This window comes from Actinomadura sp. ATCC 39365, assembly GCF_054392275.1.
Genome location: NZ_CP184335.1, coordinates 3,580,038 through 3,592,170, shown reverse-complemented (window position 1 = coordinate 3,592,170; position 12,133 = coordinate 3,580,038). Strand labels below are relative to the sequence as shown.

14 protein-coding genes are annotated in these 12,133 nt (G+C 72.1%); 10 read left to right on the top strand and 4 right to left on the bottom strand.

All coding sequences use genetic code 11. The features are described 5' to 3' along the window. The first annotated feature begins 1 nt into the window (after position 1). The gene (locus ACNF49_RS17850; protein WP_482944384.1) at positions 2–748 is read left to right on the top strand and encodes a maleylpyruvate isomerase family mycothiol-dependent enzyme; all 747 of its coding nucleotides are present in this window, start codon (positions 2–4) and stop codon (positions 746–748) included. Between the two features lie 196 nt (positions 749–944). On the opposite strand, the gene ACNF49_RS17845 is transcribed toward ACNF49_RS17850, so the two are convergent. From ACNF49_RS17845 to ACNF49_RS17835, 3 genes are all read right to left on the bottom strand, one after another. Further along, on the bottom strand, positions 945–1,304 hold the full coding sequence (locus ACNF49_RS17845; protein ID WP_498702608.1) for a VOC family protein: 360 nt from the start codon (positions 1,302–1,304) through the stop codon (positions 945–947). A gap of 76 nt (positions 1,305–1,380) precedes the next feature. Continuing rightward, the gene (locus ACNF49_RS17840; protein ID WP_352357678.1) at positions 1,381–2,109 is read right to left on the bottom strand and encodes a helix-turn-helix transcriptional regulator; all 729 of its coding nucleotides are present in this window, start codon (positions 2,107–2,109) and stop codon (positions 1,381–1,383) included. A gap of 86 nt (positions 2,110–2,195) precedes the next feature. Then, the gene (locus ACNF49_RS17835) at positions 2,196–3,218 is read right to left on the bottom strand and encodes a PHP domain-containing protein (protein ID WP_482944383.1); all 1,023 of its coding nucleotides are present in this window, start codon (positions 3,216–3,218) and stop codon (positions 2,196–2,198) included. A gap of 179 nt (positions 3,219–3,397) precedes the next feature. Between ACNF49_RS17835 and ACNF49_RS17830 the strand changes: the two genes are divergently transcribed. From ACNF49_RS17830 to ACNF49_RS17790, 9 genes are all read left to right on the top strand, one after another. After that, complete coding sequence (locus ACNF49_RS17830; RefSeq protein WP_482944382.1) at positions 3,398–3,715, top strand: hypothetical protein; 318 nt, start codon at positions 3,398–3,400, stop codon at positions 3,713–3,715. Between the two features lies 1 nt (position 3,716). Then, positions 3,717–4,862, top strand: coding sequence for a glutathionylspermidine synthase family protein (locus ACNF49_RS17825; protein ID WP_482944381.1), 1,146 nt, complete (start codon positions 3,717–3,719; stop codon positions 4,860–4,862). Between the two features lie 24 nt (positions 4,863–4,886). Then, positions 4,887–5,318, top strand: coding sequence for a DUF350 domain-containing protein (locus ACNF49_RS17820; protein WP_357965596.1), 432 nt, complete (start codon positions 4,887–4,889; stop codon positions 5,316–5,318). A gap of 95 nt (positions 5,319–5,413) precedes the next feature. Continuing rightward, positions 5,414–6,538 carry a PucR family transcriptional regulator gene (locus ACNF49_RS17815; protein WP_357965870.1) on the top strand — a complete coding sequence of 375 codons (1,125 nt, stop codon included), beginning with the start codon at positions 5,414–5,416 and terminating at the stop codon, positions 6,536–6,538. 103 nt (positions 6,539–6,641) lie between these two features. Then, positions 6,642–7,538, top strand: coding sequence for an ACP S-malonyltransferase (locus tag ACNF49_RS17810; protein ID WP_357965598.1), 897 nt, complete (start codon positions 6,642–6,644; stop codon positions 7,536–7,538). Then, positions 7,535–8,488, top strand: coding sequence for a beta-ketoacyl-ACP synthase III (locus ACNF49_RS17805; RefSeq protein ID WP_357965600.1), 954 nt, complete (start codon positions 7,535–7,537; stop codon positions 8,486–8,488). Before ACNF49_RS17810 ends, ACNF49_RS17805 begins: the two co-directional genes overlap by 4 nt. A gap of 80 nt (positions 8,489–8,568) precedes the next feature. Next, positions 8,569–8,808: an acyl carrier protein gene (locus tag ACNF49_RS17800; RefSeq protein ID WP_125639869.1), complete on the top strand. Its 240-nt coding sequence runs from the start codon at positions 8,569–8,571 to the stop codon at positions 8,806–8,808. A 36-nt stretch (positions 8,809–8,844) separates the two neighbouring features. Then, the gene (fabF, locus tag ACNF49_RS17795; protein ID WP_357965603.1) at positions 8,845–10,077 is read left to right on the top strand and encodes a beta-ketoacyl-ACP synthase II; all 1,233 of its coding nucleotides are present in this window, start codon (positions 8,845–8,847) and stop codon (positions 10,075–10,077) included. Continuing rightward, a complete protein-coding gene (locus tag ACNF49_RS17790; protein WP_482944380.1) occupies positions 10,077–11,501 on the top strand; it encodes an acyl-CoA carboxylase subunit beta in 1,425 nt (474 codons plus the stop codon). The genes fabF and ACNF49_RS17790 overlap by 1 nt, the downstream gene beginning before the upstream one ends. Before the next feature lie 136 nt (positions 11,502–11,637). Here the strand turns inward: ACNF49_RS17790 and ACNF49_RS17785 are convergent, their stop codons facing one another. Beyond that, positions 11,638–12,132: a DUF3145 domain-containing protein gene (locus ACNF49_RS17785; protein WP_352323642.1), complete on the bottom strand. Its 495-nt coding sequence runs from the start codon at positions 12,130–12,132 to the stop codon at positions 11,638–11,640. Between the last annotated feature and the right edge of the window lies 1 nt (position 12,133).

Below are 12,133 nucleotides of genomic sequence, written 5' to 3'. Positions count from 1 at the left end.
GGTGACCGACAACGACACCTTCGTCGCCCGGATCGAGGGCGAGGCCGCGCGGCTGGCGGCGCTGACGACCGACCTGTCCGTCCCGGTGCCGACGTGCCCGGGATGGACGTTCGGCGACCTCGTCACGCACGTCGGCCGGACCCATCGCTGGGCCACCTACGTGCTGCGCAACCAGGTCCAGGAGCGCGTCTGGTCGCGGCAGGTGCCCAGCGGCCTGGCCGAGGGCGCGAACGGCGACGCCGCCTGGCTCATGGAGGGCGCCGCCGACCTCCTGGACGTGCTGCGCACCACCGACCCGGACCTCGCGGTGTGGACGTGGGGCCCGGACCTGCGGGCCCGATGGTGGGCGCCCAGGATGCTCTTCGAGCTGGTGATCCACCGGGTCGACGCCGAGCTCGCACTCGGCCTCGACCCGGAGATCCCGGCGGCGACCGCCGTGGACGGCATCGAGGAGTTCCTGCACAACCTGCCGTACGCGTCCTGGGTGACCAGGTCGCTGGCCGGGCTCGGCGCGGAAGGGGCCACGATCCACCTCCACGCGAGCGATCTCGACGGCGAGTGGACCATCACGCAGGGCGCCGACGGGGCGGTCAGCTGCGAACGCGGCCACACCAAGGGCGACGTCGCCGTGCGCGGCCCGGCGAGCGAACTGCTCCTGCTGCTCTACGGTCGGCGGCCCCCGCGCTCGCCGGCCGTCTTCGGCGACCACGACCTGCTGACCCGCTGGCTGGCGGCCGCCGCCTTCTGATGCGAACCCCCTGCCGGGGGAAGGGGCCCTGGACGCGCCGCCGCTCGGCGATCGGCGGCGTGTCCAGGGCGGGTGAACCGCTCCCAGGCGGGACGGCCCCCGTCGCGCGGCCCCGGTTCGGCGGGGAAGGTGCTTCCCCGGGGGCGCGATCGCGGCAACGTCCCGCGAGCTCCGGCGGTGTCGGCCGCCGGAGGGCTCACCTGCGGTGGAAGACTCCGAACAGGCTCCCCGAGACGTCACGCAGATAGGCGAAGTCGGTACCGGCGCCGTCGTCGATCACCTTCATCTCGACCTTGCCGCCGAGCGACTCACTCTTGGCGCACGCGGCCTCGACGTCGGCGACCTGCACGTGGAACACCGCGTGGGCGGGGAAGTCGCCCTTGGTGTTGAACAGCCCGCCGCCGGGCCGCTCGCCGCCCGGGTAGCCGATCATGCGGTAGTCGACCGGGCCGTCGTCGTCGCGGCTGAACGACCAGCCGAACAGCTCGCCGTAGAAACGTTCGGCGCCTTCGGGGTCGTCGGTGGCGATCTCGAACCAGGTCACCGTGTTGTCCATCATCGTCTCCTCGTCTTTCGAACAAGACAACGATGTATCGCTATGGCGACAACCCTATGTCGGTGTTTTCGCATGATTAATCGAGCATGGTTCCGCGGACGACCATCTCCGGCACGTCGGGGGCGAACCCTTCGAGCGGCCGCTCCGGGCAGCGCTCGACGGTGACGACGGCCGCGGCGATGCGGTCGAGCCGGAAGACCCGGACGTCCTCCCGCAGCCGGCACCACGCCACGAGGTACCAGAAACCGCCGCGCCCGCCCAGGAACACCCCCGGCTCGACGTCGCGCGAGGTGAGCGCGCCCTTGGCGTCGGCGTAGTCGAGCCTGAGCACGCGCCGCCGCAGCAGCGCCTCCTCGATGGCCCTGGAGATGCCCTCGGCGCCGAGCGGCCGGCTCGGGGAGCCGGGCTCGGGCGGCTCGCTGACGAGCTGCACCCGCCGCGCCAGCTCCCTGGCCAGGTCGCCCTCGGGCCCCGGCATGGCCGAGACCACCTTGCGTAACGCGCTGCGGGCCTGGCGGCCGAACGGCTGGTCGCCGGCCTGGCTGAGCGCCACCGCGATGGCCACCGCCTCGGCCGGGGTGAAGTTGAGCGGAGGCAGCGACATCTTCTTGTCGAGGGCGTAGCCGCCCCTGCGACCGGGCTCGGCGTAGATCGGCACCCCGGACCCCTGCAACGCGGTGATGTCGCGCTCGATGGTGCGCACGCTGACCTCGAACCGCTCGGCGAGCTCGCGGGCGGAGCGGCAGCGTGGCGCGATGGCGCGCAGGTCCTCGACGAGCGCATAGAGCCGGTCGGTACGGTTCACAGCCGGAACGCTACGCGCCGCCACCGACAATCACCGGCCCCGCGCGGCCCCCGCGACAACGACCTGGCTCCGCCGCCACCCAGGGCTCACCCCGCCGTCCACTCCAGCAGCCGGTCCAGGGGCCAGGAGTTGACGATCCGCGCGGCCTCGATCCCGCAGCGGGCCGCCCGCTCGCAGCCGAAGCGCAGCCAGTCGAGCTGCCCGGGCGCGTGCGCGTCGGAGTCGATCGAGAACACGCACCCCGTCTCGTACGCCAGCCGCATGAGCCGCTTGGGCGGGTCGAGCCGGTCGGGCCTGGAGTTGATCTCCACGGCCACCCCGAACCGCCGGCACGCCTCGAAGACCAGCTCGGCGTCGAACTCCGACTCCGGCCTCTTGACCCCGCGCTCCCCGCCCGCCCGCACGACCCGCCCCGTGCAGTGGCCCAGGACGTCGACCAGGGGGTTCGCGACGGCGGTGACCATGCGGCGGGTCATCTCCTCGCGGTCCATGCGCAGCTTCGAGTGGACGCTGGCCACCACCACGTCGAGCCGGGCGAGCAGGGCCGGGTCCTGGTCGAGCGAGCCGTCGAGGTGGACGTCGACCTCGATGCCGGTCAGGATCCGGAAGGGCGCCAGCCGTTCGTTGAGCCCGGCCACCACGTCGAGCTGCCGCTCCAGCCGCTCGGCCGACAATCCCTTGGCCACGGTCAGGCGCGGCGAGTGGTCGGTCAGCGCCCAGTACTCGTGCCCGAGCCCTCTGGCGGCCTCGGCCATCTCCTCGATCGGCGAGCCGCCGTCGGACCAGTCGGAGTGGCTGTGCAGGTCGCCCTTCAGCGCCTCGCGCAGGGCCGCGGTCTCGGCGTCGAGCTCGACGCCCTCGGTGGCCCGCAACCTACGCAAATACGTCGGAACCTGACCGTCGAGCGCTTCGTTGATCACGAGGGCGGTGACCTTGCCGATGCCGGGGAGGTCGCCCAGCCCGCCGGCTCCGGCCAGCCGCGCGAGCTCGCCCTCCGGCAGGTCGTCCACGACCGCGGCCGCGCGGCGGAACGCGCGGACCCGATAGGTGGGCTCACCTGCGCGTTCGAGCAGAAAGGCGATCTCGCGCAGGGCCTGGACCGGTTCCATGAGTCATTCATACCCGAGCCGACGACCACCGGCATTGAACGGGGGCGAAGCGCACCGATAGGCTGATTCGCCCAGGAAAGCAGGAGCTAGATGGCACACCCGCCGCGCAAGCCGGCCCCCCACCCCCGCGCAAATCGTCCAAGGCCGTACCACTGACCATTCTCGGGGTCCTGTCGGTGATGCTGGTGGGCTACTGCGCCGCGACCCAGGACGACGACGACGTCACCGCCGACTGCGTAGTGCAGCTGGAGGACGGCACGTACGAGGTCGTCGACGACGACTACTGCGACGACGACGGCGGCAGCGGCAGCGGCGGCGGGTCCCACTACTACGCCGGTTCGCGCGGCGCCTACATGTGGTACTACGGCGGCCACCGGGTCGGCAACCGCATGCAGGGCGGCACCACGTACCGGCCGTCCGACGTGAACATCTCCAGCCGCAACGGCAAGTCGATCCAGCGCGGCGGCTTCGGCAACAGCTGGGGCGGCGGGAGCTGACGTGCGCCGCGAGCATGGCATCGCCCGGCCCGGCTGGGAGAAGACGATCGAGAGTCAGGGCCTGGCCTACCACCGGGCGGCCCACCCCGAGGGCCTGAGCAGGCCCTACTGGGACGAGTCGGTGCACTACGTCCTGTCCCTGGAGGAGGTGGAGTCGCTGGAGGAGCAGGTCGAGGAGCTGCACGGCATGTGCCTGCGGGCCGTCGAGCACGTCGTCTCCACCGGCCGCTACGCCGACTTCGCCGTCCCCGAATGGGCCAGGGACGCCGTGGCCCGCTCCTGGGAGCGCCGCGACCCCCACCTCTACGGCCGCTTCGACCTGCGCTACGACGGCACCGGCCCGGCCCGGCTGCTGGAGTACAACGCCGACACGCCGACGTCGCTGGTGGAGTCGTCGGTGATCCAGTGGTTCTGGCTGCAGGACGCCCACCCCGGCGACGACCAGTGGAACTCCCTGCACGAGCGGCTCATCGAGCGCTGGCGCGAGCTGCCGCTGCCGCCCGGCCCCACGCACTTCGCCTTCACCAACGCCGACGAGACGGGCGAGGAGGCCATGACGGTCGCCTACCTGCAGGAGACCGCCGAGCAGGCGGGCCGGCGGACGGTCGCCGTCGCCATGGAGGACATCGGCTGGGACGAGCTCAACCGCCGTTTCGTCGACGCCGGGGACGAGATGATCCGCTCGGCGTTCAAGCTCTACCCCTGGGAGTGGATGCTCGCCGACGACTTCGGCCGGCACGCGGTGCGCCACTCCACCTGGATCGAGCCGCTGTGGAAGGCGCTGCTGTCGAACAAGGCGCTGCTCGCCGTGTTGTGGGAGCTCTACCCCGGCCATCCCAACCTGCTGCCCGCCTACCTCGACGGGCCGCGCGAGCTGACCTCCTACATCGCCAAGCCGCTGCTGGGCAGGGAGGGCGCCTCGATGCGCATCGTCACCCCCGAGGGCACCCAGGAGACCCCGGGCCGTTACGGCCGGGAAGGCTACGTCTTCCAGGGGTTCGAGGCCCTGCCCGCCTTCGAGGGCCAGCGGCCGGTGCTCGGGGCCTGGATGGTCGCCGACGAGGCCGCCGGGCTCGGCATCAGGGAGACCACCGGCCTGATCACCGACGACACCTCCTCCTTCGTCCCTCATCGCATCGCGATCTGAAGCACCCCCGTGATTGGAAATGACGTGACCCTTCTCGAAGTCCTGGCCCGCGGCGCCGGCGCGATCGCCGCGTACGCCGCCGTCGGCGTGATCCTCCTGATCGTCGGCTTCTACGTGATCGACTGGGCCACGCCCGGCAAGCTGAGCGAGATCATCCGCACCGAGCGCAACGCCAACGCCACGCTGCTCACCACGTCCGCGCTGGCGGCGATCGGGCTCATCGTGGCCGCGTCCATCTGGTCCTCCGGCGGCCGGCTGGCCGAGGGGCTCGCGGGCACGGCCGTGTTCGGGCTGGTCGGCATCGTGGTGCAGACGGTGGCGATGCTGGTGTTCGACAAGGTCGTCGGGATCTCCGTACGCGAGCTGGTGAAGGAGCCGGAGCTGCAGCCCGGCGCGCGCCTGCTGGCGGTCACCCACGTGGCGATCGGCCTGATCACGGCGGTTGCGGTCATCTGAAACACCACCGTTCCGGTCATCGGAACCGACCTGGCACTCTAGGAGGCGTGACAGACCGGACCCGGGAGGACACCACGCGAAGGCTCGAGCGCGCCATGGGCGCGCTCGGCACGGCGGCGATGGCCCGCATGGACGACCAGCTCCCCTGGTTCCGCGCGCTCAGCGCCGAGGACCGCTCGTGGGTGGGCCTGGTGGCCCAGGCCGGCATCGCCGCGTTCGTGGAGTGGTTCCAGCACGCCGGCGAGAACCGGCCGACGCCCAGCATCGAGTTCTTCGGCACGGCCCCGCGCGAGCTCAAGCGCTCGATCTCGCTCCAGCAGACGGTCGACATCGTCAGGGTCGTGGTCGAGGTGGTCGAGGCCCAGACCGACGAGCTGGCCGCGCCGGGCGGCGAGGACCAGCTCCAGCAGGCCATGCTCCGCTACACCCGCGACGTGGCCTTCGCCGCCGCGCACGTCTACGCCCGCGAGGCCGAGGCCCGCGGCTCCTGGGACGCCAGGCTGGAGGCGCTGATCGTCGACGCGCTGGTGCGCGGCGAGGTCGACGACGGCCTCCACTCCTGGGCCGCCGCGCTCGGCTGGACCTCCTCCCCCGTCGTCGTGATCGCCGGGCACGCCCCCGACGACGACCCGCGCGCGGTCATCGACGGCCTGCGCGACAAGGGCCGCCGCATCGGCATGGACCTGCTGGCCGGCGTGCAGGCCGACCGGCTGATCGTGATCGTGGGCGGCGCCGACAGCGTCCACGACGCGGCCCGGCAGGTCGTGGCGCGCTTCGGCGTGGGCCCGATCGTCATCGGTCCCGAGGTCCCCGACCTGCACGCCGCCGCGCGGTCGGCGCGGGCCGCGCTGGCCGGGCTGAAGGCGTCCGCGGGCTGGCCGGACGCCCCCAGGCCGGTGCACGCCGAGGACCTGCTGGCCGAACGCGCCCTCGACGGCGACGCCGACGCCAGGGAGCAGCTCATCGAGAACGTCTACCTGCCGTTGGCCGGCACACCCCTGCTCGATACGCTGGCCACCTACCTCGAACAGGGCACCTCCCTGGAGGCGACGGCCCGGCTGCTGTTCGTGCACCCGAACACGGTCCGCTACCGTCTGAAGAAGATCACCGAACTCACGGGCTACCAGCCCACCGAGGGCAGGTCGGCCTTCACGCTGCAGGTCGGTCTCATCCTGGGCCGGCTTTCCGAAGGCGCCGCGGCATGGCGGGCCCTAACGTAACATTCCCGAAATCTTCACTGTAGGGTTCCTACAAAACACCCGGGACAAAGTTCGTACGGATCTCCATCCGCGTGTCGAAGTTCTACAGGGCATGGTGGTTTTTGTGCTTGTACTCGTCGCTCCGGGCCAAGGCGCCCAAACCCCAGGCTTCCTGACCCCCTGGCTCGAGTTGCCCGGTCTGGCCGACAGACTCGGTGCGTGGTCGGAGGTCGCCGGGATCGACCTGGTCGCCTACGGCACCACCGCCGACGCCGACGAGATCCGCGACACCGCCGTGGCCCAGCCGCTGCTCGTGGCCGCCGCGCTGGCCGCCGCCGAGGCGCTGGGGGCCTCCCCCGACCTGCTGGCCGGCCACAGCGTGGGCGAGTTCGCCGCGGCCGCGCTGGCCGGGGTGCTCACCTCCGAACAGGCGCTGGGCCTGGTCCGCGAGCGCGCCCAGGCCATGGCCAAGGCCGCCGCCGTCACCGAGACCGGCATGACCGCCGTGCTCGGCGGCGTGGAGGCCGACGTGCTGGCCGCGATCGAGCGCCACGGGCTGACCCCGGCCAACATCAACGGCGCGGGCCAGATCGTGGCGGGCGGCACGCTGGAGCAGCTCGCCGCCTTCAAGGACGACGCGCCCGCCCGCGCCAGGCTCATCCCGCTCAAGGTGGCCGGCGCGTTCCACACCGGTCACATGGCCCCCGCCGTCGACGCCCTGCGCGAGGCGGCCTGGAACGTCGTGCCCGGCGACCCGCAGGTCACGCTGCTGTCCAACGCCGACGGCCGGCCCGCCGCCACCGGCGCCGAGTTCGTCCAGCGGCTCATCTCGCAGATCAGCAGCCCCGTCCGCTGGGACCTGTGCATGGCGACGATGGCCGAGCTGGGCGTGACCAAGATGATCGAGCTGCTGCCCGGCGGCACGCTGACGGGGCTCGCCAAGCGCGGCCTGCGCGGCGTCGAGACCGTGGCGCTGAAGACACCCGACGACCTCGACGCGGCCAGGGAGCTGATCAAGTGAGGATCCCCGACATCGCCCCCGGCGCCCGGATTCTGGCCCTCGGCCATTACCAGCCGGACAACGTCGTCACCAACGACGACCTGGCCAAGACCATGGACACCAACGACGAGTGGATCCAGTCCCGCGTCGGGATCAAGGAGCGCCGGGTCGCCTCGGCCACCGAGTCCGTCGAGGACATGGCGGTCCAGGCCGGCGGCAAGGCGCTGGCCGCCAGCGGCCTGACCCCCGACGAGATCGACCTGGTGATCGTGGCCACCTGCACGCTGGAGACCCAGATCCCCAACGCCGCGGCACTCGTGGCCCACCGGCTGGGCATCCAGTCCCCGGGCGCCTTCGACGTCAACGCCGCCTGCGCCGGCTTCTGCTACGCGCTGGCCACCGCCAGCGCTGCGGTCCGCGGCGGCGCCGCCAGGAACGTGCTGGTCATCGGCTCGGAGAAGCTGTCGCAGTGGGTCGACTGGACCGACCGGTCCACGGCCGTGATCTTCGCCGACGGCGCCGGCGCCGCCGTGGTCGGCCCGACCGACACGCCCGGCATCGGCCCGGTTGTCTGGGGCAGCGCCGGCGACAAGTCCGAGGCCATCTCCATCGCCGACCGCACGAAGTTCCTCTCCCAGGAGGGCCAGACGGTCTTCCGCTGGGCCACCGCGCTGCACCCGGTGGCCCTGGAGGCGTGCGCCCGCGCCGGGGTCGACCCCTCGGAGCTGGCGGCGTTCGTCCCCCACCAGGCCAACCTGCGCATCATCGAGGCCATCGCGCGCAAGCTCGGTGCCGACAAGGCCGTCATCGGCCGCGACATCGTCACCGCGGGCAACACGTCGGCGGCCTCCATCCCGCTCGCGCTCTCGCGGATGCTGGAGCGCGGCGAGGTCCGCTCAGGCGACCTCGCGCTCATCCTCGGCTTCGGCGCCGGTCTGACCTATGCGGGCCAAGTGATCGAGATTCCGTAGGATCCGGTACGGCGTCCGCCGTACCTCAGCTCGTACGGCGGACGCCGTACAGAAACCAGAAATGAAGGAGAAATAGCGACATGGCTGCCACCGAGCAGGAGATCCTCGCGGGCCTCGGCAAGATCATCAACGAGATCACCGGCATTCCGGCCGGCGAGGTGACCCCCGAGAAGAGCTTCGTCGACGACCTCGACATCGACTCCCTGTCCATGGTCGAGATCGCCGTGGCCGCTCAGGACGAGTTCGGCGTCGAGATCCCCGACGACCAGCTGAAGAACCTGAAGACGGTCAAGGACGTCCTCAACTTCATCCAGGCCTGACGCCCAACAGTTCTGACCAGTAAGGAGCGCGAAAACGTGAGTGCGAACCGGGTACGTGTCGTCGTCACCGGGCTCGGCGCGACGACGCCCGTCGGTGGAGACGTCACCTCGACCTGGACGGCGCTCCTCGCCGGTCAGTCGGGTGTGGAGACCCTCACCACGGAGTGGATCGACTCCGTCCCCGTGCGGTTCGCGGGGACGGCGGCGGTCGACCCCACCGAGGTGCTGCCCCGCCCCGAGGCCCGCCGTCTCGACCGCAGCGAGCAGTTCGCCATGGTCGCCGCCAGGGAGGCCTGGCAGGACGCCGGCGCCCCCGAGGTGGCTCCCGAGCGGCTGGGCGTCGTGGTCTCCAGCGGCATCGGCGGCATCACCACCACCCTGACCGCGTACGACACGTGGAAGGAGCGCGGCTGGAACCGGCTGTCGCCCTTCACCGTGCCGATGCTCATGCCCAACGGCCCGGCCGCCTGGATCGGCATCGACCTGGGCGCCCAGGCGGGCGTGCACGCCACCGTCTCCGCCTGTGCCTCCGGCGCCGAGGCGATCGGCTACGCCATGGACATGATCCGGCTCGGCCGCGCCGACGTGGTGGTCGCCGGCGGCACCGAGGCCGCCATCCACGGCCTCAACATCGCCGCATTCGCCGCCGCGCGGGCGATGTCCACCCGCAACGACGACCCGCAGGGCGCCTCCCGGCCGTGGGACCGCGACCGTGACGGGTTCGTGCTCGGCGAGGGCGCCGGCATCGTGGTGCTGGAGTCGGAGGAGCACGCCAAGGCGCGCGGCGCGCGCATCTACGCCTACGCCTCCGGCGTGGGCTACTCGGCCGACGCCCACCACATCACCCAGCCCGAGCCCGAGGGCCGCGGCATCATCATGGCGATGACGCAGGCGCTGACCGACGCCGAGATCACCGGCCTCGACGTCAAGCACGTCAACGCGCACGCCACCTCCACCCCGGCGGGCGACGTCGGCGAGGTGCAGGCCGTGGCCAAGGCCATCGGCACCCACCCGCTGGTCACCTCGACCAAGTCCATGACCGGTCACCTGCTCGGCGGCGCCGGCGGCATCGAGTCCGTCTTCACGATCAAGGCGCTGCAGGAGCGGATCGTCCCGGCCACCATCAACCTCGACAACCTCGACGACGGCATCGAGGTCGACATCGTCCACGGCGCCAACCGCTCGCTGCCGCAGGGCGACATCGCCGCGGTCAACAACTCCTTCGGGTTCGGCGGGCACAACGTGACCGTCGTCTTCAAGGGGGCTTGATGACCGTACTGGACAGCCGGGTGGTGGGTGAGGGCTCCGGCCAGGAGCCCGCCGACCCCCGCGATCCAGTCGTCCGCCTGGCAGCGCTGCTCGACGAGGGCTCGCTGCGGCTCATCACCCCGCAGGACAACAGCGGCGTCCTGGCCGCCATGGGCAGGATCGAGGGCGTGCCCGTCGCGGCCTTCTGCAGCGACGCGCGCTTCCAGGGCGGCGCGATGGGCAGCGAGGGCTGCGAGCACATCGTGCACGCCTACGACGTGGCCGTCCGCGAGCGGGTGCCGGTCATCGGCATCTGGCACTCCGGCGGCGCCCGGCTCGCCGAAGGCGTCGAGTCGCTGCACGCCGTCGGCCGGGTGTTCGCGGCCATGACCAAGGCGTCGGGCGTCGTGCCGCAGATCTCGGTGGTCGTCGGCCCGGCGGCCGGCGGCGCCGCCTACGGCCCGGCGCTCACCGACCTGGTGATCCTGGCCGACACCGGCCGCATCTTCGTGACCGGCCCCGACGTCGTGCGCAGCGTCACCGGCGAGAGCGTCGACAGCGAGGCGCTGGGCGGCCCCGAGCCGCACAGCAGGCGCAGCGGCGTCGTGCACGTCGTCACCAAGACCGAGGCCGACGCCTACCTCCAGGCGCGCCGGCTCGCCACGCTGCTCGGCCACCAGGGCCGGGTGCGGCCCGGCGCGGTCGAGGAGGTCGACTTCTCCTCGCTGCTGCCGGAGTCCGCGCGCCGGGCGTACGACGTCAAGCCGCTGGTCAACGGCCTGCTCGACGAGGCCGGCGTCGAACTGCACGCCAAATGGGCGCCCAACGTCGTCACGTCGCTGGGCCGCCTCGGCGGCCGGACGGTCGGCGTCGTCGCCAACAACCCGCTGCGGCTGGGCGGCTGCCTCGACGCCACGTCCGCCGAGAAAGCCGCTCGCTTCGTACGTATGTGTGACGCCTTCGGAGTGCCATTGGTTGTCCTCGTGGACGTGCCCGGTTACCTGCCGGGCGTCGGCCAGGAGCACGACGGCGTGGTCCGGCGCGGCGCCAAGCTGCTGCACGCCTTCGCCGAGGCGTCGGTGCCCCGGGTCACGCTGGTCACCCGCAAGGCGTACGGCGGGGCGTACATCGCGATGAACTCGCGGGCGCTGGGCGCCACCAAGGTGTTCGCCTGGCCGACCACCCAGGTGGCGGTCATGGGGGCCGTGGCGGCGGTGCGCGTGCTCAAGCGGCGCGAGCTCGCCGCGGCGCCCGAGGACGAGCGGCCCGCGCTGGAGCAGCGGCTCGCCGAGGAGCACGAGAAGCTCGCCGGCGGCCTGGCACGGGCCCAGGAGCTGGGCGTCATCGACGAGGTGATCAAGCCCGCGGAGACGCGCGGCGCCATCGCCAAGGTGCTCGCCCAGGCCACCCCGGCCAGGGGCGCACACGGCAACATCCCGCTGTAGAGGTCGGTTCCGCGAAAGGCCCCGCACCGAGACCCGGTGCGGGGCCTTTCCGTTGTTCGAGAAGCCGGGCGGCTCAGGGCATGACGTGCCTGCCGCGGGCCGCCCCCGGCAGGCGCTCGGCGGGAGGTGGGTCAGGTCAGACGGCGGCGTGCAGCCAGCGGACGGGAGCGCCGTCGCCGGCGTACCTGAACGGCTCCAGCTCCTCGTCCCACGGCCGGCCGAGCAGCTTGTCGAGCTCGTCCTCCAGCACGCACCGGCCCTGGGCGGCCATCATCATGGCGGCACGCAGGCGGTCTTCGGGGATCATGATGTCGCCGGCCGCGCCGATGACCGCGGTGAAGGCGCCGAGCGTCGGCGTGTAGGCGTGTCTGGAGCCGTCGACGCCGGGCGAGGGATCCTCGGTGATCTCGAATCTCAGGCGCTGCCAGCCCATGAGGGAAGAGGCGATGGCCGCCGCGATGCCGGCGCGGCCCTCCCACTCCGCCTGCGCGCGCACGACGTTCGGCGCGGCTGGTTGCGGTGTCCACGTCAGATCAACGGGCACGCCGAGGACACCCGCGACTGCCCATTCGATGTGAGGGCACAGCGCGGGCTGAGCCGAGTGGACGTAAAGGACGCCACGAGCAGACACC

Coding starts and splice junctions, on each gene's coding strand:
- ACNF49_RS17845 (WP_498702608.1), bottom strand. CDS start 1,304: ATGGACAACACGGTGACCTGGTTCGAGATCGCCACCGACGACCCCGAA.
- ACNF49_RS17835 (WP_482944383.1), bottom strand. CDS start 3,218: ATGGAACCGGTCCAGGCCCTGCGCGAGATCGCCTTTCTGCTCGAACGC.
- ACNF49_RS17830 (WP_482944382.1), top strand. CDS start 3,398: ATGCTGGTGGGCTACTGCGCCGCGACCCAGGACGACGACGACGTCACC.
- ACNF49_RS17815 (WP_357965870.1), top strand. CDS start 5,414: ATGGGCGCGCTCGGCACGGCGGCGATGGCCCGCATGGACGACCAGCTC.
- ACNF49_RS17800 (WP_125639869.1), top strand. CDS start 8,569: ATGGCTGCCACCGAGCAGGAGATCCTCGCGGGCCTCGGCAAGATCATC.
- ACNF49_RS17790 (WP_482944380.1), top strand. CDS start 10,077: ATGACCGTACTGGACAGCCGGGTGGTGGGTGAGGGCTCCGGCCAGGAG.